Origin of the sequence: Paenibacillus germinis, assembly GCF_013141785.1 — a bacterium.
Classification (GTDB): Bacteria; Bacillota; Bacilli; order Paenibacillales; family NBRC-103111; genus Paenibacillus_E; species Paenibacillus_E phytorum.
In genome coordinates this window covers 1-26377 of record NZ_WHOC01000019.1, presented here as the reverse complement: position 1 = coordinate 26377, position 26377 = coordinate 1, and the positions used below count along the sequence as shown (strand labels likewise).

19 protein-coding genes are annotated in these 26377 nt (G+C 47.0%); 16 read left to right on the top strand and 3 right to left on the bottom strand.

Annotated elements, in window-relative coordinates; all coding sequences use genetic code 11:
• Positions 1-5: 5 nt before the first annotated feature.
• The 7 genes from GC102_RS02350 to rpoN all read left to right on the top strand — a co-directional run bounded on the left by GC102_RS02350 (position 6) and on the right by rpoN (position 11542).
• Positions 6-1052, top strand: a complete 1047-nt coding sequence (locus tag GC102_RS02350; protein WP_171688067.1) for an ABC transporter ATP-binding protein — start codon at positions 6-8, stop codon at positions 1050-1052.
• A gap of 31 nt (positions 1053-1083) precedes the next feature.
• Positions 1084-2727 (top strand): peptide ABC transporter substrate-binding protein, encoded by a 1644-nt coding sequence (locus GC102_RS02345; RefSeq protein ID WP_171688066.1) that lies wholly within the window; start codon positions 1084-1086, stop codon positions 2725-2727.
• A 76-nt stretch (positions 2728-2803) separates the two neighbouring features.
• The gene (locus GC102_RS02340; protein WP_171688065.1) at positions 2804-3736 is read left to right on the top strand and encodes a S66 peptidase family protein; all 933 of its coding nucleotides are present in this window, start codon (positions 2804-2806) and stop codon (positions 3734-3736) included.
• Positions 3737-3813: 77 nt separating this feature from the next.
• Positions 3814-4914 (top strand): dipeptide epimerase, encoded by a 1101-nt coding sequence (locus tag GC102_RS02335; RefSeq protein ID WP_171688064.1) that lies wholly within the window; start codon positions 3814-3816, stop codon positions 4912-4914.
• Between the two features lie 2 nt (positions 4915-4916).
• A complete protein-coding gene (locus GC102_RS02330) occupies positions 4917-5834 on the top strand; it encodes a C40 family peptidase (protein WP_312883145.1) in 918 nt (305 codons plus the stop codon).
• Between the two features lie 210 nt (positions 5835-6044).
• Complete coding sequence (locus GC102_RS02325) at positions 6045-10097, top strand: FIMAH domain-containing protein (RefSeq protein WP_171688062.1); 4053 nt, start codon at positions 6045-6047, stop codon at positions 10095-10097.
• Positions 10098-10216: 119 nt separating this feature from the next.
• Positions 10217-11542: an RNA polymerase factor sigma-54 gene (gene rpoN, locus GC102_RS02320; protein WP_171688061.1), complete on the top strand. Its 1326-nt coding sequence runs from the start codon at positions 10217-10219 to the stop codon at positions 11540-11542.
• An 18-nt stretch (positions 11543-11560) separates the two neighbouring features.
• On the opposite strand, the gene ablB is transcribed toward rpoN, so the two are convergent.
• On the bottom strand, positions 11561-12418 hold the full coding sequence (gene ablB, locus GC102_RS02315) for a putative beta-lysine N-acetyltransferase (RefSeq protein WP_171688060.1): 858 nt from the start codon (positions 12416-12418) through the stop codon (positions 11561-11563).
• 350 nt (positions 12419-12768) lie between these two features.
• On the opposite strand from ablB, the gene GC102_RS02310 reads away from it, so the two are divergent.
• The 7 genes from GC102_RS02310 to GC102_RS02280 are packed head-to-tail and all read left to right on the top strand — an operon-like array spanning position 12769 to position 19926.
• A complete protein-coding gene (locus GC102_RS02310) occupies positions 12769-13032 on the top strand; it encodes a YokU family protein (RefSeq protein WP_171644022.1) in 264 nt (87 codons plus the stop codon).
• Positions 13033-13066: 34 nt separating this feature from the next.
• Positions 13067-14419, top strand: a complete 1353-nt coding sequence (locus tag GC102_RS02305) for an aspartate aminotransferase family protein (protein ID WP_171688059.1) — start codon at positions 13067-13069, stop codon at positions 14417-14419.
• The gene (locus GC102_RS02300; protein WP_171688058.1) at positions 14419-15147 is read left to right on the top strand and encodes a CoA transferase subunit A; all 729 of its coding nucleotides are present in this window, start codon (positions 14419-14421) and stop codon (positions 15145-15147) included. The genes GC102_RS02305 and GC102_RS02300 overlap by 1 nt, the downstream gene beginning before the upstream one ends.
• Positions 15114-15776 (top strand): 3-oxoacid CoA-transferase subunit B, encoded by a 663-nt coding sequence (locus GC102_RS02295; RefSeq protein ID WP_171688057.1) that lies wholly within the window; start codon positions 15114-15116, stop codon positions 15774-15776. Before GC102_RS02300 ends, GC102_RS02295 begins: the two co-directional genes overlap by 34 nt.
• A 51-nt stretch (positions 15777-15827) precedes the next feature.
• Positions 15828-17117: a peptidase gene (locus GC102_RS02290; RefSeq protein WP_171688056.1), complete on the top strand. Its 1290-nt coding sequence runs from the start codon at positions 15828-15830 to the stop codon at positions 17115-17117.
• Between the two features lie 2 nt (positions 17118-17119).
• Positions 17120-18490, top strand: coding sequence for a 4-aminobutyrate--2-oxoglutarate transaminase (gabT, locus tag GC102_RS02285; protein ID WP_171688055.1), 1371 nt, complete (start codon positions 17120-17122; stop codon positions 18488-18490).
• Positions 18491-18507: 17 nt separating this feature from the next.
• On the top strand, positions 18508-19926 hold the full coding sequence (locus GC102_RS02280; RefSeq protein ID WP_171688054.1) for an aldehyde dehydrogenase family protein: 1419 nt from the start codon (positions 18508-18510) through the stop codon (positions 19924-19926).
• Positions 19927-20252: 326 nt separating this feature from the next.
• Here the strand turns inward: GC102_RS02280 and kamA are convergent, their stop codons facing one another.
• On the bottom strand, positions 20253-21653 hold the full coding sequence (gene kamA / locus GC102_RS02275) for a lysine 2,3-aminomutase (protein WP_171644015.1): 1401 nt from the start codon (positions 21651-21653) through the stop codon (positions 20253-20255).
• A gap of 118 nt (positions 21654-21771) precedes the next feature.
• Positions 21772-23220, bottom strand: coding sequence for a sigma-54 interaction domain-containing protein (locus tag GC102_RS02270; protein WP_171688053.1), 1449 nt, complete (start codon positions 23218-23220; stop codon positions 21772-21774).
• 233 nt (positions 23221-23453) lie between these two features.
• Here GC102_RS02270 and GC102_RS02265 point away from each other — a divergent pair, with 233 nt between their 5' ends.
• Together GC102_RS02265 and GC102_RS02260 are read left to right on the top strand one after the other, a co-directional pair.
• Complete coding sequence (locus tag GC102_RS02265; RefSeq protein ID WP_171688554.1) at positions 23454-24434, top strand: NAD(P)-dependent alcohol dehydrogenase; 981 nt, start codon at positions 23454-23456, stop codon at positions 24432-24434.
• 89 nt (positions 24435-24523) lie between these two features.
• Entirely contained in the window at positions 24524-26002 is a 1479-nt protein-coding gene (locus GC102_RS02260) for a protein adenylyltransferase SelO (RefSeq protein ID WP_171688553.1), read from the top strand.
• Positions 26003-26377 lie beyond the last annotated feature (375 nt).

The window sequence follows — 26377 nt, the reverse complement described above, 5'->3', positions numbered from 1 at the left end:
CCAACGTGAATGCAACGAACTCATCCGATGTTCTATTGGAAGTTGACAATCTTCATGTCTCGTTCACCACACATGGTGGAGTAGTGAAGGCGGTTCGCGGAGTCAGCTTTACGCTAAGTAAAGGAGAGACTTTGGCTATCGTAGGCGAGTCTGGCTGCGGTAAAAGTGTGACCGCCCGCAGCATGACGCGACTTCTTCCCGAGCATAGCTCGAAGATCAGCCAAGGCAGCATCCGCTATAAGGGCAGGGAACTGACAATACTCAGTGAGAAGCAGCTGCGAGAGCTGAGAGGCTCTGAAATTTCTATGATTTTCCAAGATGCGATGACAGCCTTAAATCCCACCATCTCCATTGGTGAGCAGATTATAGAAGGAATCATCCGCCATCAGAAAATATCGCGTGCAGAAGCCCGTAAGCAAGCCACTGAAATGCTCGGATTGGTAGGCATTTCCAACCCCGAGATGCGTTTGAAGCAATATTTGCATGAGTTCAGTGGAGGCATGAGACAACGGATAATGATCGCTATCGCTGCGGTATGCAAACCTTCCGTTCTTATTGCGGACGAGCCGACTACGGCACTGGATGTCACCATTCAAGCCCAAATCATTGAGCTGTTCAAAATGCTCCAGAAGAAAACAGGTGTTTCCATTATCATCATCACGCATGACCTTGGTGTTGTTGCGAATATGGCTGATCGGGTCAATGTGATGTATGCCGGTAAGGTCGTTGAAGCAGGGACAGTGGATGAGCTGTTCCATAATCCCCAGCATCCCTACACCAAAGGGCTGCTAGCTTCCATGCCGCGTCTGGACACTGATAAGTCACTTCCGCTCACTCCGATTGCGGGAACACCGCCGGATTTGTTTGCTCCGCCACAAGGCTGTGCTTTTGCGGCGCGCTGCCATTATGCCATGGAGGTTTGCGGTTTATACCAGCCGCCGCAGTCAGCCGTATCAGGCAGCCACTCGGTAGCCTGCTGGCTTCAGGATCCGCGCTCTCAATTTGTATTCCAGCCGCCGATGAAGAGTAACATTATGTCGGCTCTAGGATAAATAAGACCATGAACGAAGGGGAGATGTGCTCATGAAAAAAGTTTCAGCATTGCTAATCAGCTCCGTATTAGTATTCGGTACGTTACTAGCCGGATGCAGCAAAGATCCAGGGTCCGGAACGCAAGAGTCTGGAGCCAAACAGACGGAAGCAGCCAAAGAAACGAAGTCCAAAATCCTCCTTTACAACAATTTAAAAGAACCAACTTCTCTCGATCCTCCAAAAGGATTTGACCAAGTTTCTTACGACGTTGTCAATAATGCGTTTGAAGGATTGACGCGTCTTGGCAAGAACCAGGCTCCTGAGCCGGCTATGGCGAAAGAGTGGAAAGTCAGTCCTGATGGGAAAAAGTACACGTTTACGCTGCGCGACGGCATTAAGTGGTCCAATGGAGATCCCGTTAAAGCTGCCGACTTTGAGTATGCCTGGAAGCGTCTTTTGGATCCAAAAACAGCTTCTGATGCGGCTTTCCTCGCATATCCTATTGAAGGTGCAGAAGCTTTCAACTCCGGTAAAGGGACAGCCAGTGATGTGAAAATTAAGGCTCTGGATGACAAGACGCTAGAGGTTACTTTGACTCAGCCCGCTTCTTGGTTAGTTGGCATGGTTTCCAGTCCAGCATTCTTTCCCGTGCATAAGGCTACCGTGGAGGGCAATGCCAAATGGGCCGGCGAAGCCGCTACGATTGTAAGTAACGGGCCGTTCAAAATTACCGAATGGAAGCACGATAGCGAGCTGAAAATGGTGAAAAACGACCAGTACTGGGATGCCGCAAACGTAAAACTGACGGGTGTTACTTTCAAAATGATCAATGATACCAACACCGCTTACCAGCTCTTCACTACTGGAGAGCTTCATACAACTGGATCCATTCCGGCTGACATGAGCGATAAATTGTTTGCAGAAAACAAAGTGAAGGTTGAAGATGCCGCAGGAACTGCGTTCTACCGCTTTAATGTGAAAATGGCACCTTTCAATAACATCAACATCCGTAAAGCTTTTGTTGCGGCTGTAGACAGACAGAAGCTAGTAGATTTGGTATTAAAGCAAAAGCAGAAACCGGCAGACGGTTATGTATCTCCTGGACTTAAGGATCCTGCGGGTGGAGACTTCCGCAAGGTTGGCGGCAGCCTGATCAAGTTTGATGCAGCCGAAGCGAAAAAGCTTTTGGAGAAAGGGATGCAGGAAGCCGGTTACACGAAGCTGCCTGAAGTTACTTTGACTTATAACACGAACGATGTGAGTCAACGAATTGCACAAACGCTTCAAGCTATGCTCAAAGATAACTTAGGTATTGATGTGAAACTGGCAAACAAAGAAGGCAAAGTTCTGACTACAGAACAAAAGGCTCTGCAGCTGCAATTGTCGCGCTCTTCGTTCCTCCCGGACTTTGCCGATCCGATCAACTTCCTGGACGGCTTCCAATCGACGAATCCGTTCAGCCGAACAGGGTGGGTTAACGCTTCTTATGATAAATTGATCAAAGACGCATATGTAGAATCGGATGAGGCTAAACGATACAAAATGATGCATGATGCGGAGAAGATTTTAATGGACGAAGCTCCGGTTCTGCCGCTTTACTTCTATAACTCCACTTACCTGCAAAGCGATAAATTGGAAGGCGTCGTTAGACACGCTTTCGGCTTCCTCGACTTTAAATGGGCAGATTTGAAATAAAATTGAATGACGGAGGGATGCACCTGTAAGAGGTGCTTCTCCCTTTTTTTTCAGGCGTGAAAGGAGTGCTTCATGGATGGTTGAGCTTATAAAGCCTAGGCGGTTAAGCCCTGGCGATACGGTAGCCATAACGGCCCCGGCTAGTTGGGCAGACAAGGATCAAGTGAAAGCTGCTTCTTCCTATCTGGAGGAGTTGGGTCTCCATGTGCGGCTGGGAGAGACTATCTCTATGCAGCATGGCTATTTGGCAGGAACGGATGAGCAGCGTGCAGCGGAATTGAATGCCATGTTCGCCGATCCGATGATCAAAGCGATCATTTGTGCGCGTGGCGGTTACGGTACTGGGAGAATGGCGGATTTGCTGGACTATGAGCTCATTCGCGCTAATCCGAAGATTTTCTGGGGCTACAGCGATATTACCTTTCTACATGCGGCGATTGGACGTTTAGCGGGTTTGGTTACCTTTCACGGTCCGATGTTGATCGATCTAGGAAAAGAGGATGTGCACCCGCTCACGATTCAAAATTATGAAACGCTTCTTCGCCCGTCCGTTCTTCACTATACGGAGGAGATTTCTCCTCTACAAACTTTAGTTGAAGGAGAAGCGTTCGGTGCCCTCGTGGGAGGGAACATTTCCTTGATTGTTAGTACGCTTGGAACTCCTTACGAACTGGACACGAAGGGGAAACTCCTTTTTATTGAAGATATTGACGAAGAGCCCTATAGGTTGGATCGGATGCTAAACCAGTTAAGGCTAGCAGGTAAATTCGCCGATGCAGCCGGAATTCTAATCTGCGATTTTAACAATTGTATGCCGAACAAACGGAAGGTCTCGCTTACTTTAGAGCAAATATTTAACGATCACATCATTTCTGCTGGGAAGCCGACACTCGCTGGATTTAAGATCGGCCACTGCTCTCCCAATATTGCGGTTCCGATGGGCATAGGAGCAAGAATGAGTACGTATGATAAGCTGCTGGCATGTACGGAACCCGGTGTAGAGGCATAGGCCTATGCTTCCGAAGTCGTTTTGTGGCATAAGCCCGCTTCGCTTGCATAGCTGCACAAAACTTTCAGGAGGCAAACATGAACATTCAAAGTGTTGAAGTAATGCGGCAATCGACTCCGCTCATTAAGCCTTTTAAAACAGCACTGCGTACGGTGTATAAAACGGAGTCTATCATCGTTCGTATTCAATCTAACGATGGTAGGATCGGATGGGGAGAGGCACCGGCAACGATTGTTATAACCGGTGACAGCCTGGATAGTATCCATTCAGCAATTGTAAATACGTTCACCCCCTTGCTTATTGGCAAAAACCTACTGGCGTACGAACGCATTCTGCAGGAGATTCATCATTCCATGATAGGCAGCAGCAGTGCTAAAGCGGCAGTAGATATGGCTATATACGATCTAGTCGCGCAGTATTGCGGTCTGCCATTATACCAATTCCTCGGTGGTTATAAGGATCAGATAGAGACGGATTACACAGTAAGCGTAAATTCACCTAAGGAAATGGGAGAAGACGCTATCCGTTATGTTCAGGAAGGCTTCAATGTACTGAAGATAAAGGTTGGCAAAGATGATATCCAAGAGGATATCGAAAGAATTAAGGAAATCCGCAGCTGTGTCGGAAGCAGTGTGAAAATTCGCATAGATGCGAATCAGGGGTGGCAGGTAAAGGACGCCATCCGGACGATCCGCCGCATGGAGGATTTGGGGCTTGATATTGAATTGGTAGAGCAGCCGGTGAAAGCTAACGACATTGAAGGGCTGAAAATGGTTACAGATAGCGTGGAAACCCCCATTATGGCAGATGAGAGTGTATTTTCTCCCGCACAAGCCTTCGAAGTGCTGAAACACCGCGCAGCCGATTTGATTAATATCAAACTGATGAAATCCGGCGGTATTTACAAAGCGCAAATTATTAACCATATCGCGGAAGAATTCGGTGTCGAGTGCATGGTGGGAAGTATGATCGAATCCCGTGTGGCTGTAACAGCAGCAGCTCATCTGGCAGCTAGCAAGAAGAACATTACACGGTTCGATTTCGATGCTCCTCTCATGATGTTGAACGATATCGTGATAGGCGGTGTGAAGTATGACGGTAGAATGATGACCTTCCCGAAAGAAGCAGGTCTTGGCATTCGTGATGTGGTCCCCAGCGAAAGTGTAGTGGGGTCATGAGTATGCAGAAGAGGATGACAGTCGCTGTGTCCGTCGCAACGGTTTGGACGAAGCCCGAATCTCCACGGCCTTTGGATGAACCTGCTCTAATGCATCCGGTTGAAATTAGAGAATGGCTGAAGCTCATGACGATAGACGATAAGCTGGACTTGTGGGAAGGGAACCGAATTCAGACTCAAATTCTTTATGGTACCAAGGTGCTGGTTGTGGAAGAACTGGAAGATTGGATCAAAGTGCTCATTCCGCAGCAGGGAACACATAAGGAAGCTTTGGGTTACCCCGGCTGGGTGCCAAGATGCCAGCTGGTTACAGAGCCGGAAGCCCCTGCTGGCTCGAAGAGCGCGGAAGTGATAACAGCACAAGCATGGCTGTACCGGAATCCGTCCGAGCGCTTGATCGAGTTGAGCTATCTGACCTTACTACCTGTCCTTGATGAAACCGAAGAATGGGTAAAGGTAAAGACGCCAGAGGGGGCTGGTTATTTAAAAGCGAACGAGGTTCGCTTAATCGATGGCTCTCTGATCCCTGAGACAGGTGAAGGCCACATCGGGCGTGGAATCGTGGAGCAGGGGAGAAGATTTCTTGATCTGCCTTATTTATGGGGCGGAATGTCCTCATTTGGCTACGATTGCTCCGGTTTTGCTTATAGCATGCACAGATATTTTGGGATTTCAATTCCAAGAGACGCCTCTGAACAAGCTAAGCAGGGAATGCTCATTGCAAAGGAACAGCTGGAACCGGGGGATTTGCTCTTTTTCGCTTATGAAGAAGGCAAGGGAGCTATTCACCATGTGGGGATCTATGCCGGAGACAATCGGATGATCCATTCCCCTGAATCGATCAAATCAATTGAAATTGTGGATTTAAGCAGCTATAAGTTAGCCAAAGAGCACTGCGTGTCAAGGCGGTACTGGAGCTAGCACAGTGTTCAAACAGCTCGTAAGATGATGATCTTACGGGCTGTTTTCATTTTAAAGGAGTGAATAGTTAAGAATGTTCATAAAAAGCAATATTTTATATATGTGATTTAACATACTTTTTGATAACTGTATAGATTATTCACTATTAATGATTGAAGCGGGCTGTGTATACTTCAGTAGAATTCTAATTCAACTAAGGGGGTACATAGTATGACGAAGTTTAATAACCTTCGAACGAAGATCATGATGGCCATTCTGATCCTTTCGATGGTGTATCCAGTCATTGCTTTACCATCTGCATCCGCAAGTGCGCCGACTGTTTTATTCGAGGATAATTTTGAAAGCGGTTCAACAAGCAAATGGACGCTTACCGGCGCGGCCAATTCGTGGTCAAACGCTACAAATGACACCGACAATGCGGCCAACAAGGTACTTTATCAGAACAATACATCAACAGAAGCTTTTGCTATTGCGAACAATCTATCGGCTGCCGACTATGCGATTGAGGCTAGGGTGAAGCTGACAGATGGAGGCGCATATCCTGGTATAGTGACCCGATACACAGATGCGAGCAATTACTATATGTTCAGGGTAAACAAAACGAGTGAAGCCAGAGTCGAACTCAGCAAAAATGTGGCCGGTACGTCAACTATGCTTGCGGCTGCTGTCCCTTTTGCCAGCGTATCGAATAAATGGTACACACTGAAGATGGTACTAAAAGGTACCTCAATTCGCTGTTATATCGACGACGTCTTGGTTTTCGATGTGACGGATAGCAAATGGACGACGGGCAAGGTCGGATTTCGTACCAAATGGGGACTGGCCCAGTTTGACGACGTGAAAATCACAGACGCCTCTAACCTACCTGCCACTCCTGCCAACTTGACTGCTGGGACAGTAACGGCGACGTCGATCCCGTTGACCTGGGATAATGTAGCTGACGCAACAGCATACCGTGTTTACCGATCCACCAGCGCTAACGGTACGTTTGCACAAGTCTACAAAGGTTCGGCTAACGCCTTCCGTGACACAGGACTTAATGCGCAAACAACGTATTATTACAAAGTATCGTCGGTAGTTAGTGCGCTGGAATCGACATTCTCCACAGCGAAGGACGTTACGACAACTGCGAGAGCGGCCGCTCCGACGGGTCTAACCGCATCGAATCCAACGGACCATTCCATTTCCTTGAACTGGCATGCAATAAGCGGTGCAAGCGCTTATGTTCTTTACCGGGGCGGCAGCGCGTCTGGCCCATTCACGAATGCGGTATATACGGGCACCGACACTTCGTATGTGGATACCAGTCTCCGAATGGGACAGACGTATTATTACAAGTTGTCCTTTAAGGCGACGGAAGAAAATGCCTTTGATGAATCGAACCTGTCTGAAGCTGCAAGTGAGACGACCACGGTCACGCCAACGGATTCGGATGATCAAATCCCAGACCCGACGGAGCAGGGGAATATTGCCAACGGCGTCCCTTGGTTAGACACGGACGGCAATGTGATGCAAGCCCATGGCGGCGGTGTCATCAAATCGGACGATACTTACTATTGGTTCGGTGAAGACAAGAGCCACAATTCGGCTGTCTTCAAGGCGGTATCGGTGTATGCATCTAAGGATTTGATCCACTGGGAATTCCGCAACCAGGCGCTCACGATTGCGTCGGATACGGCCAACATCACCGACGCCAAGATCGAACGTCCTAAAGTGCTGTACAATGAGAAAACGAAAAAGTATGTCATGTGGGGCCACTGGGAATTGGGCAGTAATTACAACGAGGCGAATGCTTATGTGGCTGTATCGGATACAGTCGACGGCAATTACCAATTTGTCGCGAAGTTCAGACCTTTGGCAGATAAAGGGGTATATGAAGCAGATGGCCGGTTAGGAAAGGACAATCGGGATTTTACCGTATTTCAGGACGATGATGGTACGGCTTACTTGATTTCTTCGACGAACGGCAATAAAGATCTCGGTATTTATCAACTAACTGAGGACTACACGGGAGTAGAGAAGCCTCTTTATACGCTGTATGCCGGACAGAGAAGAGAAGCGCCTGCCATTTTGAAGAAAGACGGTATTTATTATTTGCTTACTTCCGGCCAATCTGGTTGGTACCCGAATCAAGGGAAGTATTCAACTTCAACCTCCATCAAGGAGAATAAGTGGTCGGATCTGAAGAATTTCGGAGAAAATTCGACCTTTTACAGCCAGCCATCATTTATTATTACAGTACTTGGCTCACAGGAAACGTCCTACATTTATGCTGGTGACCGATGGTACGCAAATCAATTGGGAAGCTCGCAATATATTTGGCTTCCGCTCAAACTTAATACCGAGAGCCGGACCCTTGACATGGAATACAGCAGCAATTGGAGCTTGAACGCCGAGACGGGTATCATCGATCAGTCCCTTTACATCAACGCTTCGCAAGGGAAAACTGCGATAGCGTCAACCGAAAGCGCTGCGCTGCCATCAGCCAATTCGGTTGACGGCAATTATGCCACCAAATTCGATACGGCAAACACCAACGTTCCTTATTGGTGGCAGGTCGATCTTGACGGCTTGTACGATCTAAGCCGAATCGATTTGAGCTTCCCGCAAGTGAATGGATCTGAAATGTATTTTCAATACATTGTGGAGGGCAGCAAGGATGGAAGCACGTACACCGTGCTCTCAAATAACAGCTCGAACAAGCAAGTGGCTTTTACAAGCAACACCTTGTCGGGGATCTACCGCTACATCAAGGTAACGATCTCAGCAATTAAAAAAGCGTCAGACAATAGCACGCAAACTTGGTCTAAAGGTTTCAATGAAGTGAAAGTTTTTGCGACGAGAGAAGTCTATGAGCCAAGCAAGGTAAAAGGACTCACCTTCTCAGATGCACAAGGCTATTGGAACAATGGCAAGACCATCGTTCACTTCAATGCGCCTTCCGTAGCGGGGAACACGTTCAAATATAAGTTGTCGCCGGATACGAACCCGGTTCCTGCTAACTATTACGGTGACGATGCGTCTTCGTGGTCTTCTATCGTTGATGGTCAAGCCATTGATGCAGCAAACGGCCAGTATATCGCTGTTGCCGAAGTGAACACCAAAGGAAAGATCGTTGCGATTAGCCAAGGTACGGCGATTGTAACAGTCGAGGAAGTTGTCATCCCTGATGTACCGGCTGGTTTAACGGCTGCAGTGAATGGAGCGAAAGAAGTTACGCTGAACTGGACAGCTGTGGCTGGGACTCAAAGCTACAATGTTTACCGTGCTGATTCAAAGAACGGAACCTTTAAGAAGATAAACGTTTCTGCTGTTATTGGCACGAGCTATGCGGACATAGGTGTTACGCTGGATACGGCGTACTCCTATCAAGTGACCGCAGTTAACACAGCTGGTGAGTCGGGCTTCAGCAACGCGGCTGGAGTTGATTTTATCGTGCCTCCAGTTACTGTCGCGAAGTTGGAAGGTGTGCAGCATAGCCAGTGGTACCTAACCCCCGTTACGGTAACGCTGAGCGCAACGGACGATTTTTCAGGTATTGGCAAAACGGAGTATAAGCTCTCCGTCGTAACCGAGTCTGTCTATGGTTCGACGGCTCCGATAGAAGGATTTGTTGCATATACAGGACCGATCACGCTATTGGATGGTGTTTACACCATCGCATACCGCTCTGTTGATAAGGCTGGGAATGTGGAAGCTGATCAATACTTACAGGTAAGAATAGATGCGACTGCTCCAGTTGTGTCGCTGAATGCAAATGGCGCCAATCTAAGCGAAGGAGCTCAGTTTGAGAATGATCAGACCTTAACGCTGCAAGTACAAGCAGAAGATAACCTGTCGGGTGTTAACGGAAACTTCATCCTGCTTGATGGAGAGGCATATGCCGCCGGAACGGCACTTGATTTGACCGGTAAACTCGGTTCGCATACCGTTACGATTACCGTAACGGACAATGCAGGAAACGAGCGTAAAATACAATATACCTTCAAAGTAACCACAAGCGTTCGTGCGATGAATGAGCTTCTAAACCGCTTCGCAGCTTCAGGTGAATTGACGGGTACTGTGCTCACTCAGCTTGAGAATAGCTTGCAGCAAGCAGAACATCAGCTGAATAAAGGCTCGAAAGACAAGGCGGCGAAGCATATAGGCGATTTCATCAAACATCTGACTAACCAGACATCGAAGGATCATGTAACGGATCATGCCGCATCTATTCTCAATGCGATCGCAAATTACCTGATCGCATTGTGGACTGTATCGTAGTGTAAGATGAGAAGACGTCGTTAATTTAAACGGCGTCTTCTTTCTTTTCTAATCGAAATGGACAAAACGGGATCGCACTTGAATACATATATAAGCAAAAACATAAAGGGGTGATGTACATGCGCCCAGGATACGGGATGTTCCAACAGCAAGCCGCAAAAATGCGGTTGACTCCGCAATTACGAAAAGCCATTACGATTCTCCAACTATCGACACCAGAATTGTTGGAGGTTGTCCAGCAGGAGATGAATGATAACCCGGTATTGGAATTCACCGGAAACGAATGGGAAGCTTATAACGCCTCTCATACAATCCATAGTGCGGCAGTCAGGCGTGATCACATCTATGACCCCATACTTCACGCAGCATCGAACGAGGTATCCTTGGAAAGGCATTTAAAGGAGCAGTTGGGCTTTGTAAAAAAGCTTCAGCCATCCATACGTAATATGATCGCTTTTATGATCGGAAATCTGGATAATAATGGATATCTTGCACCTTCTTTAAATGAAATATCCGACGTATTTAAGGTCGATCTTGCTCAAGCGGAGCTTGCATTAAGGATCTTGCAGGGCTTTGAGCCCGTCGGCGTAGGCGCAAGAAATTTAAGAGAATGTCTGCTTCTTCAGGTCCAGTCCTTGTCGGAGTGCTTTCCGTTAGTATCCTTACTAATTCGTAATCATCTGAAGGATGTTGCGGATTATCGCATTCATAAAATGTCGGCGATGCTTCAAGTGACAGCACAAGAAATTCAGGCTGCGATTGATGTGATCAAAGGATTGAATCCTAGACCCGGTGCAGCATTTCATACAGAAACAGTGCCATATATTATTCCCGAGGTCATCATTGAAAAGGCAGGTGAACAGCTCGTTGTGTTGATTCATCAAGCAGCGTCGCCCCGCCTTTCGCTAAATGGTTATTACGAACGAATGGTGAAGGATAGCAGCGACAATAACGAGGCAACAAAGTACCTCTTTGGTAAAATAAATTCTGCGATGTTCTTTCTAAAGTGTTTGGAGCAACGACGAAAGACTATATTCCGCGTAGCGCAAGCCATTGTGGAGGAGCAGACCGATTTCTTCTGGAAGGGAACTTCTCATCTCAAACCGATGACTTTGAAGCGTATTGCCGATAAACTGAGTGTGCATGAATCAACGGTCAGCCGCGCGACGTCAGGCAAATATGCTCAAACGCCATGGGGCATCTTCGAGCTGAAGCACTTCTTTCCCTCCGGTTTGCAAATGGACCTTGGAGATGCTGCGTCCTCAGAACACGTAAAAGCGAGAATAAAGGAATGGATCCATAGGGAAAACCATGCGAAGCCTTACTCCGACCAGAAGCTGGCAGAGCTAATGATGAAGGAAGGTATTCAAATTTCTCGCCGTACAGTAACCAAATATCGGGAGGAATTAGGCATTTCTTCTTCCCTGAGAAGGAAACGCATATAGTTTCTAAAGGGGTTAAAATCACTTCAAGATTTTGGCCCACAAATTCATGTCCTCAAATTTATCGTAGATATCGCAATTTTTCGTTAGTCTGCCGTAATAACGATAGCCCATTTGGAAGAAAACGGCATTCATACCGAAAGAAAGGGCTCTGGATAAGGAGTAAGCGCATGTGATGTTTCGTACGATTAATTCATCTTCCAAGGCATGCATAAGCAGTTTCATGAGTCCTTGATTACGATAAGCAGGGAGTGTGGCGCAATCCGTCATTTCCGCATTGGCGTAGACTGTATTGATCTCTGCGGAGGCGGCGCTAATCAGTTGATGCGGCGATTCTACGAGATAATAAATCGTTCCCTCCTGCATTGTTTTTTCGACGTACAAAGGATCATTCATCGGTGTCGGGTACGTTTGAAATATTTGATCGTATAAAACAGAAAGCCGCTCTGCATCCTCCATCCGAGCTATACGCAGTGAACATTGTTCCGGAACCAAAGGCCGATCTGGTTTGAGGGAAAGAGCGAGCACTTGCTTTAGAATGTGATCCTCCTCCATCCAATAATCGCTAGTCCGCCGCTCAAGATCATCGTACAAAGCCATACAGTAAGCGTCACGACCGTTGAAATATCCTTTATAAATCCCCTCCAGCATGCAGCCTTTCGATAGAAAGGTTTGCCAGTCATCCTCTCGCGATTTAATAAACACTTTGGTCAAGGCATTGGCTATGGCAATTTCGGTTATTCGCTTGCAGATGGCATCCACATTTCCCAAATAGTCATCCACCCGTAACCTTTTGTTAAAAAAATCTAGGCAAAAGCTTACTTTATAATCCTCGCCAATTTCAACCTGATTCGTATACGTAGGGAGATTACTTGGCATCCAACATTCCCCTTTCTTCCTAAATTCGTTACATTCAAACTATCTGCAAAAATAGTGCCATCTGTACACCCAGACCACATTTGGTACAGCGTACGCACAATTCGTATGAATTATTAATTTTGGTGCCAAAAAATTAGCAACTGCAAAATGTTTGGCGGCTTTTCCCGCGAAAACTTACCCTGAAAGAAGTCTAGATGCCTATTTCGAAAAGTTGGCATTTATTTTGCATAGAAATCAGGTAGCGATAAGAATGTTCTAAATAAATATATTCTGGGGCCCCCGCAAAGTAATAGGACTAAGCTTCGAAGCATTACTTCACTTTGTGGGGTACATTGAGGAGGCGGAGGAATATGAATTGCATGTGGTGTGATACGGAGGATATTCGTGAAAGTGTGAAAGATTGCTATTGGGTCTTGCCGGATGGGAGAGTGGCGGTTCAGATTCTGGATGTTCCCGCTATCGAATGTTCCAACTGCCGTACTTACGTATTGGAGAGCACCGCGCAGCAAATCGAAGAGACACTTTATTGGCATGATGTGTCTGCGTTAGGAACGACATTTCGCTATGAAGATCTGTTGAAGGCTCCGCGGGTTAAGAATATGTTTCTCAAATAAAATTGTAGCGATGGTTAACAATGGGGGGTGCTTTATGAAGCGGGAGCATTTAATCAAGCCGGTTTTGGATCACCATTATCCCACCATTCAATATGGAAAAGGCGTCTTTTTGTACGATGATCAAGGCAAAGCCTATATAGATGCATCCTCGGGGGCTGTGACAGCTGGAATCGGGCACGGGGTTCAAGAAATCATCGATGCGATGCTGGAGCAAGCGGGCAAGGTCTCGTTTGTCTACCGCTCTCAGTTTACAAGTGAACCAGCCGAAAAGCTGGCAAAGAAGCTAAGTGATTTGGCGCCAGGCAATGATTACTGGGCTTTCTTTGTGAACAGCGGATCGGAAGCTACGGAGACGGCTATGAAGATTGCCATTCAGCACTGGCAGGAGAAGGGTCGCCAAGGAAAAAATAAAGTTATTTCACGACGAATGAGCTACCACGGTATAACGATGGGCGCTCTTTCGATGTCAGGCCATGTACTTAGAAGAAGACGATTTATTCCTTTATTGGAGGACTTTCCGGTCGTCGTGCCCCCTTATTGCTACCGCTGTCCTTTGAACAAGACTTATCCGGATTGCAAATTAGCGTGTGCGGACGATTTGGAAACCGCCATAAAGCGGATCGGTGCCGAATATATTGCTGCATTTATTGCAGAGCCGATCATTGGTGCTGCAGGCGGCGCTATTGTTCCACCTGAAGGATATTACAAGAAGATCAAGGAGATCTGCGAACGGAATGAAATACTATTCATCGCCGATGAGGTCATGACAGGGATTGCCCGTACAGGAGCTATGTTCGGCATGGAGCATTATGACGTCGAACCGGATCTGATAGCTCTAGGAAAAGGGATGAGCGCCGGATATACGCCGATGGCGGCAACACTTACCAAAGATCACGTGATGGAACCCATTTTGAAGGGATCCAAAAGCATCATGTCTGGCCACACTTACAGCGCAAATCCGCAATCGGCGGCAGTTTCACTGGCCGTTCTTGCCTATATCGAAAAGCATCAGTTAGTCAGGGAAGCAGAGATCAAAGGCAGCTATTTGCTGGGCAAGATGCGCCAAATGGCTGACCAGATCGAGATCATCGGCGATGTAAGGGGCCAAGGACTTCTTCTGGCCATGGAATTTGTTTCCGATCGGACCGATAAGCTGCCGTTTCCATCTGGGCTAGGTGTCACTTCTCGGATCGTCGAAAAAGCCTTTCATAAAGGCCTTCTCGTGTATCCTGCGGCAGGCGCGGTGGACGGGGCAGGAGATGCCATTATTGTGGCCCCTCCTTTCGTGATCACAGAAGAAGAAATCGACCAACTCGTGCTGATTTTGGATGAATCCATTCGGGAAGTCATGGCCCAGGTTACCCGATCCGAATTGGAGGAGATATAATGGAGTCACATGAGAACGCACATTCGGTCATATGCGGAAAGGTAAGGACCTTGGAAGAGGCGCTTCAAGCGATAACCGATGGCTGTACGATGATGTATGGCGGGTTCGGCGGCATTGGAACGCCTCCGACGATGATCGAAGGCATTTTGCAAAAGGGGATTAAAGATCTCACGATCATTGGGAATGATACCGGGTTTCCGCATATCGGCATTGGTCGCTTAATCACAGCAGGCAGAGTCAAGAAGGTGATTGCCTCCCATATCGGATCCAATCCTAACGCCGGCCTAAGGATGGAGGAAGGGACGATGGAGGTGGTGTTTTACCCGCAAGGAACATTAGCGGAAAAAATTCGGGCAGGCGGCGTAGGTCTTGGCGGGATATTGGTGGATGTCGGCGTCGGAACGATCATGGAGCAGGGAAAGGCGACCGTGTCCATCGACGAGAAAAAGTATCTGGTGGAGCCAGCTTTGACGGCAGACGTTGCTATTGTTCATGCTAAAAAAGCTGATCCGTATGGGAATCTTGTCTATGATAAAAGCGGCAGAAATCTAAATCCATTGGTCGCCATGGCCGGGAAATTTACGATTGCTGAAGTCGATGAGATTGTACCGCTAGGCGAGCTCGACCCCGAAAACATTGTAACGCCGGGCATTTTCGTGGATATGGTGATATTGAGCAGAGGGGTGACTTGGGAATGGGTATGGGAAAAGAAACCCGCGTCCGAATAGCTATGCGGGCTGCTCAAGAATTAAAGGACGGCATGGCCGTCAATTTAGGAATCGGCATCCCGACCCAGGTTGCGGATTACGTTCCTGAAGGTATTCATGTCGTTTTTCATGCGGAAAATGGGATATTGTGTGCAGGGGGAGCCCCGCTTCCTGGGGAAGAAGATGCTTTTCTCTGCAATGCGGGAGGATACCCCGTCACGATTACCAATGGAGCTTCCTACTGCGATAGCAGCATTGCATTTGCCATGATTCGCAGGGGATGTATCGATATCACGATACTTGGGGCACTAGAGGTCAGTGAGCATGGGGATTTGGCCAATTGGATCGTGCCGGGGAAGCGGGTGGCAGGGATCGGAGGGGCGATGGAGCTTGCGCAAAAAGCCAAAAAAGTCATCGTTCTTATGAACCATGTCAACCGGCAGGGGGAATCCAAGGTTAAAAATCAATGTGACTTGCCGCTAACAGCGCGGGGATGTGTCAAATTGATTATTACGGAAATGGCCGTGATGGAGGTCACGGATCAAGGATTGCTTTTAAAAGAAATCATGCTGCCTTATACGATAGAGGACGTTGTAAATCACACGGAAGCTGCATTAATCATTCCGGAGAACATCACATATATTCAATAACCGTGTGTTATAAAATCGATTTCTCATGCCTATCTGAAGGAGGGAATTCCTTTGCCCAATCTTAACGCTGAACTCCAAAAGAAAATTCATGAATGGATTAGTCTTCATCGTGAAGAAGGAACCTGTTTACTGCAGAAGATGGTCAGAATCCCCAGTACGCAAGGCAATGAGAAGGAGGTTCAGGTCTTAATTGCTGATAAATTTCGAGAGTTGAGATTAGAAGTTGATGTCTGGGAGCCGGATGGTGAGGCCCTGGAGAAACATCCATATTTTAGTTCCCCTAGAAACCGTTTTACGGGCAGTCCCAATGTAGTGGGTGTCATGAAGGGGGCCGGCGGTGGACGTTCTATCCTACTTAATGGCCATATCGATGTCGTTCCGGAAGGAAATCTGGATCAATGGACAGAGGATCCTTTTAGTGGCAATGTGGTGGACGGGAAGCTATATGGACGCGGGGCAACGGATATGAAGGGCGGAAATCTCTCTCTTCTTCTTGCTGTGGGGGCTATTCAGAGTCTTGGTATCAAGTTGAAGGGCGACGTCATTGTTCAAAGCGTAATTGAAGAGGAAAGCGGAGGAGTAGGGACACTGGCTGCGATTGTGAAAGGATATCGAGCAGATGCTGCCCTTATCCCGGAGCCTACCAATTTACGCATATTTCCGAAGCAGCAGGGCTCTATGTGGTTCCGTGTTGAGATCAAAGGCCGTTCGGCACATGGCGGAACCAGGTACGAAGGGGTTAGTGCCATTGAGAAAAGCATGATCGTGCTGCAGCATATCCGGGAGCTTGAGGAGCAAAGAAATGCTCGGATCTCGGATCCTTTGTACGCTCAAAACCCAATTCCTATCCCTATTAATATAGGTGTCATTCAAGGAGGAAATTGGCCTTCATCTGTATCGGACACCGTAAAGTTAGAGGGAAGAATGGGAGTTGCACCTGAGGAAAAGCTTGATGACGCTAAGGAGGAAATGGCCCGGTGGATGGAGGGGCTTAAGGGAAAAGACCCTTGGTTTGAAGAACATCCGGTTGTAGTTGAATGGTTTGGAGCCCGGTGGGTTCCAGGCAGTGTTGATCCGGAGCATGATTTGATGCGAGTTCTGATAGAGCAGTATCGGGAGGTTAAGCAAGAAGAACCTACGATAGAGGCATCGCCATGGGGAACAGACGGCGGTTTGCTCACACAGCTCGGCGAAACGCCTTGTATTGTTTTCGGCCCAGGCATCACACAAGTGGCCCATTATCCTAACGAGCACATTGCGCTTGATCATGTGTTTGAGGCAGCGGAAATCATCGCATTGACCCTGATTCATTGGTGTGGTTTTGACGGAATGGAGGCATAGGGATGGATCGGAACCCGAAACAGACGAAGTACATTGATATGAAGACGGCGATCCCGGGTCCTCAGGCACAGGTACTGCTGGAGCGGCGCATGGCGAATATCCCGAGAGGTCCTTTCAATACGCTTCCTACCTTTGCGGCCAAAGGGGAAGGGGCGCTGCTTACGGATGTTGACGGGAATACTTTTATTGATTTTGCGGGGGCGATAGGGTCCTTAAATGTCGGTCATTGTCCACCCAAAGTCGTGGAAGCGTTGAAGGCTCAGCTAGACCAATATCTGCATCCCTGCTTTCATGTCATGATGTATGAGCCTTATGTGGCATTGGCTGAGAAGCTCAACGCGTTGACCCCGGGGGACCATAAGAAGAAAACAATCTTCCTAAACAGCGGTGCGGAGGCCGTTGAGAATGCAGTAAAAATTGCACGTAAATATACGGGGCGCAGAGCCGTGATTTCTTTTGAGCGCGGCTTTCACGGCAGAACTTATATGGCAATGTCTTTAACCAGCAAGGTAAAGCCTTATAAGAATGGTTTCGGCCCTTTTGCGCCTGATACGTACAAAATGCCCTATCCATACTACTATCGTGCTCCTTCCGGGATGTCTCGGGATGAGGTGGATGATCAGATTTTGCAGAAATTCGAGGATTTTTTCCTGGCTGAGGTCCCGGGTGAAGAGGTTGCTGCTATCATATTGGAGCCGGTTCAAGGAGAAGGTGGCTTTGTCATCCCAACCGTCCGGTTTATTCAAGGTGTGAAGGCGTTGTGTGAGAAATACGGTATTCTGCTAATTGCCGATGAAGTGCAAACGGGATTCGGACGGACAGGGAAAAACTTTGCGATGGAGCACTACGGCGTTGTGCCGGATCTGATGACCATGTCCAAATCGATTGCTGCCGGGCTCCCGATTAGTGCTGTGACCGGACGGGCGGAAATCATGGACGCACCTGGTATCGGTGAAATCGGGGGTACCTATGGAGGCAGCCCGCTTGGCTGCGTAGCTGCATTAAAAGTAATTGAAATGTTAGAAGAGGAACGCCTAGCTGAACGTGCGGTATCCATTGGGTCAGCGGTCAGCGAACGTTTTCTCCTGCTGCAGCAGGAAGTTGGCTGCATTGGCGACGTGCGTACATTGGGAGCGATGAGTGCGATAGAGCTGGTGAAGAATCCGGTGACGAAAGTACCAGATAAAGAGCTAACAACTCGGGTTTTACAGGAGGCGCATCAACACGGAGTCATCGTGATGGGGGCCGGCATTTACAGCAATGTTATTCGTATTCTAAGTCCGCTGGTCATTACGAATGAGCAGCTTGCTGAAGGCTTGGATGTTCTGGAGCAGGCTGTCAAGGCGTGTACCAGTAAGAATATTCCTTCATAAAGGAAGGAGGTTGCAGTATGAAGAAGCATCTATTTATCGACGGGGAATGGGTGGAAGCGGGCGAGTATCGACCCTTATTCTCTCCCTACAACGGTGAACAAATCGCTGAAGTCGCGTATGCAGGAGCTGCCGAAGTTGAGCGTGCGATTGAGGCTGCCGAAAGAGCCAGACCTCTAATGGCGGGTATGCCGGCGCATGAACGGGCAGCGATTTTAGAGAAGCTGGCTTCTTTAATCCGAGATAAGTCGGAAGAGTGCGCAAGTCTGATCGCGCTTGAAGCAGCTAAGCCGTTAAAAACGGCGAGGCTCGAGGTAGAGAGAACAATCGCAACCTACAAATTTGCCGCTGAAGAGTCGAAGCGGATTCATGGCGAAACGATCCCCATGGATGCTGCCCCCGGAGGAGAGGACCGTGTAGCGTATACGATCCGTCAACCCTTGGGGGTCGTTGCGGCCATCACGCCATTCAACTTTCCGATGAATCTGGTTGCGCACAAGGTTGGCCCTGCCATAGCTGCGGGCAACACCGTCGTACTGAAACCGGCAGGTCAAACGCCTTTAACCGCTTTGTTTTTGGCAGATCTTATGCAGCAGGCTGGTCTTCCAGCAGGTGCTCTAAACGTGGTTACTGGCAGCGGAAGCGTGATTGGGGACTGCCTGGTGACAGATGAAAGAATTAAGGCTGTGACTTTCACTGGAAGTCCGGAGGTAGGGATCTCAATCAGCAATAAGGCAGGATTGAAAAAGGTGATTTTAGAACTAGGTTCCAATTCCGCTCTCATTGTGGATCAAGGGGTTGATGTGGATGCCATGATTGCAAGGGCGGTCACAGGCGCATTTTCCTATGCAGGTCAGGTTTGCATCTCCCTTCAGCGTATTTATGTTCATGAGCAGCTTTTCGATGAATTCGTCAGGAAATTCGTAATGCAGACTGAGACGCTTCGAATAGGTGATCCTTTGGATCTCGCTACGGATGTGTCGGCTTTAATCGGTCTTCGTGACGCTGAGCGTTCTTTGCAATGGATCGCAGAAGCTGAGAAGCTTGGCGCCATAGTCTCGACCGGTAACAGGAAAGACGGGAATATCGTTCACCCAACGGTCCTGCTTCATGTTGATGCTACATCTAAAATATCGTGCCAAGAAGTATTTGCCCCGATTGTGATGATCAATAAAGTTTCGACGATAGTGGAGGCCATACAGCTGGTTAATGACTCCAAATATGGACTCCAAGCAGGTATTTACACACAAAATATCCGAACGGCGCTTGCCGCTGCCGAAGCTTTAGAGGTAGGGGGCGTCATGATTAATGACATTCCCACGTTCCGTTTGGACCATATGCCGTATGGAGGCGTTAAGGAAAGCGGGACTGGGCGTGAAGGCGTGAAGTACGCCATACAGGAATTGACGGAGTTGAAATTGATTTGTTTTAAAAAGTAGGCTACATGTAATTGGATAGACGGGAGACGAATAATATAGTTATTGAAAGTGGAAAAGGCACCCAGAGGGGTGTCTTTTGGGGTTTTACTAGTGTTGTCGCCCGCTCCAGCAAATCGATTTCTCTCTGTAGCGGGGACTAAATGGAAAAAATCCAGTTAATTCAGCCAATTTCGGCTATTCTGGAGAGATTTTTCCGAATTAACGGTAGGAAATCCAGTTATCCTCTCAAAGAAGGCCATTTCCGTTAAATTAGCTACAGGAAATCCATCTATTCTACTTGTAACTGCGCTACTCGGATAACGAAATGGTAATCGAGCGAGATTGCTCTAGTTCTCTGTATCTGGAATACTCTCTTTATCCTCCTTAATCTCTTTCTGCTGAGCTTTCATCAATTTGTCCTTCATTTCATCTCTCTTTGGCCGACGATCCTTCAACGACGCGTGCTCCGGTGTATCCTGATAAATTTTCCTTCTGCCGATCCGGCGCAAATTTTCTGGCACTAGGTTAAATTTTTCATCTTTCATAAGCGCAATAATTCCGGTGCTTTCCGGCTGTTTCTCGATGCCGAATATTTCATTGAAATATTCGTCTGCCCGGCCCGGCATATAGTTTTTCGGCTCGGGGTAACCGACGATGACACCTTCGTAATTACGCAGAATGACCTTATCCTGGCTTTGCGAGATCAAATAGTTGGGCTGAAGCGCAATTTTCCCGCCTCCTCCTGGAGCGTCGACGACGAATGTTGGTACGGCATACCCAGAGGTATGGCCGCGAAGCGATTCGATAATTTCCAAGCCTTTGGAAACAGGTGCCCGGAAATGACCGATTCCTTCGGATAAGTCGCATTGATAAATATAGTAAGGACGAACACGAATTTTCACAAGATCATGCATGAGCTTCTTCATAATATAGGTGCTGTCGTTGATACCAGCCAGAATCACCGACTGATTGCCCAAAGGTACTCCCGCATTCGCTAGCATTTCGCAGGACTTTTTCGCTTCGTCCGTCATTTCCAGAGGATGATTAAAATGGGTATTCAGCCAAACCGGATGATATTTTTTGATAATGCTGCACAAATGCTCCGTAATCCGCTGCGGGAAAACAACCGGAGCTCTCGTACCAATACGAATGATCTCAACATGGGGAATTGCCCGTAAATTTTTCAAAATATACTCCAGAATATTGTCGTTAATCAATAGTCCATCCCCACCAGAAAGCAAAACGTCACGCACCTCTGGCGTATTTCGAATATAAGCAATCGCATCATCCAATTGTTTTTTGGGAACCCCCATGCCCACCTGACCGGAGAAACGACGGCGAGTGCAGTATCTGCAGTACATCGAGCATTGATTCGTTACCAAAAATAGAACCCTGTCCGGGTACCGATGTGTTAAACCAGGGGTAGGGGAGTCTTCATCCTCGTATAGAGGATCCTCGAGATCATACTTTGTTTTCAATAATTCGGCGGAAATGGGAACAGATTGCATGCGAATCGGGCACCGCGGGTCATCTGGATTCATCAATGATGCGTAATAGGGGGTAATATTTAATGGAATGGTTTGCGTTGAAATCCGAACGCCATCTTCTTCCTCGGGGGTTAAATTCACTACTTTCTTCAGATCTTCCAGAGTACGAATGGTATGTGTCAGCTGCCAAAGCCAATCATTCCACTGCTCATCCGTTACGTTTTTCCATAGCTCAACTTGCTTCCAGTCACGTCGTTCCATTATTGCACCTCCAGTAATGATGCCTTCTTATAATAAGAAGATGCAAAAATCGTGCCAACATTTCCCCGCAAACTGAAAAGCAAAAAAGACTCCTGTCGGAGTCTTGATCTGATTATGGTTAAGGCTTTTTCACGATGCCGTAGCGGCTCAATTTATATTGTAAAGCTTGGCGCTTGATTCCTAGAGCTTGTGCGGTGAGCGTGATGTTATATTGATGATTTTCCAGTGCATCGGTGATGGTTTCCTTTTCCATTTGCTTCATTTTATCGGTCAATCTACCGGCAGAGATAGTTGTCATTTGGTCATCCCACGGAGCGGATCGTAGAGAGAGAGAGGCTGTTTGTAAATGATTCCCTAAGAAATAAGCGGGAAGGTGATTTTCTTCAATGATTTCACATTCCAGTTCCATCATATTGTAGGTGGATTCGATGGCATGGCTTAATTCCCGTATATTGCCGGGCCAATGGTAGTTCATTAAGCTATTCATTGCAGCTGGGGTAATGCCTGTTATTTTCATGCCGAATATGTGATTAAATGTATCAATAAAATGGTAAGTGAGCAGAGGAATATCTTCTTTTCTTTGCACAAGAGGAGGAAGGTACAGATTCACGACATTTAGCCGATAGAAGAGATCGCTGCGCAGTAATCCTTTGTCTAACGCTTCCTTCGGATCTATATTCATAGCGGTAATGATGCGGACATCGACTTGCTGTTCCTGGGTTCCCCCGACTCGTCGAACAATCCCGTCTTGAAGCACCCGCAATAGTTTGGCCTGCAAAAATAAATCCAAGCTATTTAGCTCATCTAGAAAAAGTGTTCCGCCGCTAGCTTGCTCAAATAATCCAGCACGGTCAATAGCGCCAGTAAACGCGCCTCTTGCAGTTCCGAACATAATGCCTTCCATCAGCTCGTTGGGGACTGCCGCGCAATTTTGAGCAATAAATAGACGGTTTCGGCGGGCTCCAGCATTGTGTATGCTCTGGGCGAACAATTCTTTACCGGTACCGGTAGGTCCGGATATCAAAACAGGCGAGCTTGTACGTGATGCCTTTTTGGCGAAGGAGACTGTATGTAAGAAGGCTTCGCTTTTGCCAATTAAATCACTGAAATGGTATCGAGCGGAGCTGGCGTTTTTCTTATCTTTTGACGGTGATTCGTAGATTTGATGCCTGAGATCTAGGATTTGGTCGTGGAGATGAACAATGCTTGTTATATCCTTTGCCACTTCTAAGGCACCGATGATTTCGCCATTTTCAATTAGAGGATATGTACTGTTAATGGTAGTGATCCGTTTCCCTGTTACACTCACGTATGTTTGTATTTTTTCACGTATTTCTATGCCTGTTTGTAGAACTTTAATGAAGGTGCTAGTTTCATTCGTTAGGGAAGGAAAAAGGTCGAAGAAGTTCTTTCCTACCACTTGTTCTCGCTTAAAACCATCGGTTTCAGCCATCTTATCATTATAAAAAATGGTTATTCCCTTGTTATCAATCAGATGAACACCGACATCAATGATATTCAACATTTTCTCAAAATACTTCGATCCATGATCGTTCTGCTCGAACAATATGTTCACCCGCCTTACGAAGAATGGTTCAATGGTTCAATTAACACCTTATGATATTTTGTCTGGAAAAATAACCCGTGGAAAAACAAAAGGCGAAATCGGCTAAACAAGAGACAAATTAATGTACATTTATATTGACATTAAGTATATTATAAAATACATTGTGTATATAATACTTTACATTATGTAAAGGGTGACGTACAGTTTGAGGAGGGAAATGCATGAATACCCGAATGAAAGCAATCATATGCACCAAATACGGATCGCCGGATGTTCTTCAGCTTAGGGAGGTAGAAAAACCTACCCCCAAGGACAATGAAATACGGATCAGAATATGTGCGGCAACAGTTGGTCCAGCGGACTGCGCCTTTCGAAAGGGAGACCCGATTATTGTCAGACTTTTTTACGGTCTTAGCAAACCGAAAAACCCCATACTAGGGTTTGAGCTAGCCGGGGAAATTGAGGCAGTAGGTAAGGATGTGAAATTATATAGAGTAGGTGACCAGGTTTTTGGTTTAAGCGCAAAGATCTCTGGTGCACATGCCGATTACAAGTGTCTGCCTGAAGACGCCCCATTAGCAATCAAATCGTCCTCTATGTCTTATGAAGAAGCTGCAGCCGTCTGCGATGGGGCAACAACTGCGTTGACTTTCCTTAGAGATATGGCAAAGATTCAGAGCGATCAAAAAGTCCTGATCAATGGCGCTTCCGGATCGGTAGGTGTTCATGCGATTCAGCTTGCCAAGTTCTATGGGGCAGAAGTTACCGGGGTTTGCAGTACAACGAATGTAAGTTTAGTGAAGTCACTGGGAGCAGATAAGGTCATTGACTATACCAAAGAGGATTTTACCAAAGCCAGCGAGTCCTATGATGTTATTTTCGACGCGGTAGGCAAGCGTTCATTTGCTCAGTGTAAAGGATCGCTAACGCAACGGGGTGTCTATCTTTCTACTGTCCCTACGTTTTCCATTGTGCTGCAAATGTTATGGACTTCAATGTTAGGCGGCAAAAAAGCAATTTTTACGACTGCTGGCTTAATGCAGAGCAAAGAAAATCTAATCTTCCTTAAAGAGCTGTATGAGGCGGGGAAGATAAAAGCGGTCATCGATCAACGCTATTCGCTGGAGCAGACTGCCGAGGCTCACCGATATGTAGATAAAGGACACAAAAAGGGAAGTGTAGTCATCACGATGGGACATAATAGTAAGAGCTAACAAAGCTTTGCAGTTGATTGCGGAGAACTGTGATAATATAAGTCTAACGGTCAGAAAAAATACAAAAGACAAATGAAAAAGGAGCTATGATGACAGAGAAAAAAACAATGATAGAAACAGGATGGAACTTCGACAATAGCTATGCTCGTCTACCGGAATCACTTTTCACCAGACTTAATCCAGTTCCTGTTCGCTCACCGAAGATAATTATTCTTAATGATCAGTTGGCAACATCCTTGGGGTTAACTGTCCAGTCACTGCAAAGCAATGATGGTGCAGCGGTGCTGGCTGGCAACCAGATTCCTGAAGGCGCTTTGCCTCTTGCCCAAGCCTATGCAGGGCATCAATTCGGGCATTTTAACCGGTTAGGGGACGGCCGGGCTCATCTTCTTGGCGAACAGATCACTCCCGCAGGTATGAGGGTTGATATTCAGTTGAAGGGTTCAGGTAGGACACCATACTCCCGCGGGGGCGATGGTCGAGCGGCACTTGGACCGATGCTGCGCGAGTACATCATCAGTGAAGCCATGCATGCGCTTGGTATTCCTACAACACGCAGTCTAGCCGTGGTAACAACCGGTGAGTCCATATTCCGTGAAACCGAGCAGCCTGGTGCCATTCTTACCCGCGTAGCTGCGAGTCATCTGCGTGTCGCAACCTTTCAGTTTGCTTCTAAATTTGGCAATGTCCAGGATCTCCGAGCCCTTGCTGATTACACTTTGCAAAGACATTTTCCAGAAGTTGAAGCTGCTGCTGAGAACCGCTACCTTTTACTACTTCAGGAAGTGATCAAGCGCCAGGCCGTACTCATCTCCAAATGGCAGCTCGTTGGCTTTATTCATGGCGTGATGAACACCGACAATATGGCGATTAGTGGAGAAACTATTGACTACGGTCCTTGTGCCTTCATGGATGCCTATGATCCGGCAACGGTATTCAGTTCCATTGACAAGCAGGGTCGCTATGCCTATGGTAACCAGCCATATATTGCCGCATGGAATCTCGCGAGATTTGCTGAAACCCTACTACCGTTGATTCATGACGACGAGGCGCAAGCAGTCAAACTAGCCGAGGATGCAATTGCAAGTTTTTCCGAGGTGTATCACCGCAATTGGTTTGCCGGCATGAGGGCAAAACTGGGAATCTTTAATGAAGAACAGCAGGATGAATCTCTTATTAAAGACCTGCTCACTATGATGCAGAAGTTTAATGCGGACTATACCAACACTTTCCGCGCACTAACTTTTGATAAGCTGGAAGAGATAGCCTTATTCGACACCACAGAATTTGCTCAATGGCATGTGCAGTGGCAGGAGAGGCTAGGCAGACAGCAGGAAACAAAAGACTCCTCACAGCAGTTGATGCGCAGCAGCAATCCTGCGATAATCCCCCGTAACCATCGGGTAGAAGATGCATTAGAAGCCGCGGTGAAACAAGGAGATTATAGTGTGATGGAGCGACTGCTTGATGTTCTTTCGAGACCCTATGCGCACTCCACCGAACAGGCTGATTACTATACATTGCCTGAGTTATCAGACCGTCCTTACCAAACCTTTTGCGGTACCTGAGATAGAAGGTAAGGAATTTCGGAACTTTTAAAAATAACCTCATTGATAGGTTATTTTTTTTGCAATTTTAGCTTTAATTGAATCGTTAATTTCGTAAATAAAAATAATAGCAGGAAGGAACTCGGGTATTTGTTTACATAATAAATGTTAAGTAATCTTAAATTGACTTCGAACTAGCTTTATAATATTTTCGACGTAAAATGGAAAATAGTTACTCTTAAAGAGAAAGAATATAATGCAAATCCTCTGGTGTAAATAATTCTTTACCGATCGTTCTCAATATGCTAAGATCAAATCGAAAGGAGGAGTCACTGGAATGGCTAGAACTAAGGAATTTGATGAAGATGCGGTGTTGCTCAAAGCCATGCAGTTATT

Coding starts and splice junctions, on each gene's coding strand:
- GC102_RS02345 (WP_171688066.1), top strand. CDS start 1,084: ATGAAAAAAGTTTCAGCATTGCTAATCAGCTCCGTATTAGTATTCGGT.
- GC102_RS02340 (WP_171688065.1), top strand. CDS start 2,804: ATGGTTGAGCTTATAAAGCCTAGGCGGTTAAGCCCTGGCGATACGGTA.
- GC102_RS02335 (WP_171688064.1), top strand. CDS start 3,814: ATGAACATTCAAAGTGTTGAAGTAATGCGGCAATCGACTCCGCTCATT.
- GC102_RS02330 (WP_312883145.1), top strand. CDS start 4,917: ATGCAGAAGAGGATGACAGTCGCTGTGTCCGTCGCAACGGTTTGGACG.
- GC102_RS02325 (WP_171688062.1), top strand. CDS start 6,045: ATGACGAAGTTTAATAACCTTCGAACGAAGATCATGATGGCCATTCTG.
- rpoN (WP_171688061.1), top strand. CDS start 10,217: ATGCGCCCAGGATACGGGATGTTCCAACAGCAAGCCGCAAAAATGCGG.
- ablB (WP_171688060.1), bottom strand. CDS start 12,418: ATGCCAAGTAATCTCCCTACGTATACGAATCAGGTTGAAATTGGCGAG.
- GC102_RS02310 (WP_171644022.1), top strand. CDS start 12,769: ATGAATTGCATGTGGTGTGATACGGAGGATATTCGTGAAAGTGTGAAA.
- GC102_RS02305 (WP_171688059.1), top strand. CDS start 13,067: ATGAAGCGGGAGCATTTAATCAAGCCGGTTTTGGATCACCATTATCCC.
- GC102_RS02300 (WP_171688058.1), top strand. CDS start 14,419: ATGGAGTCACATGAGAACGCACATTCGGTCATATGCGGAAAGGTAAGG.
- GC102_RS02295 (WP_171688057.1), top strand. CDS start 15,114: ATGGGTATGGGAAAAGAAACCCGCGTCCGAATAGCTATGCGGGCTGCT.
- gabT (WP_171688055.1), top strand. CDS start 17,120: ATGGATCGGAACCCGAAACAGACGAAGTACATTGATATGAAGACGGCG.
- GC102_RS02280 (WP_171688054.1), top strand. CDS start 18,508: ATGAAGAAGCATCTATTTATCGACGGGGAATGGGTGGAAGCGGGCGAG.
- kamA (WP_171644015.1), bottom strand. CDS start 21,653: ATGGAACGACGTGACTGGAAGCAAGTTGAGCTATGGAAAAACGTAACG.
- GC102_RS02265 (WP_171688554.1), top strand. CDS start 23,454: ATGAAAGCAATCATATGCACCAAATACGGATCGCCGGATGTTCTTCAG.
- GC102_RS02260 (WP_171688553.1), top strand. CDS start 24,524: ATGACAGAGAAAAAAACAATGATAGAAACAGGATGGAACTTCGACAAT.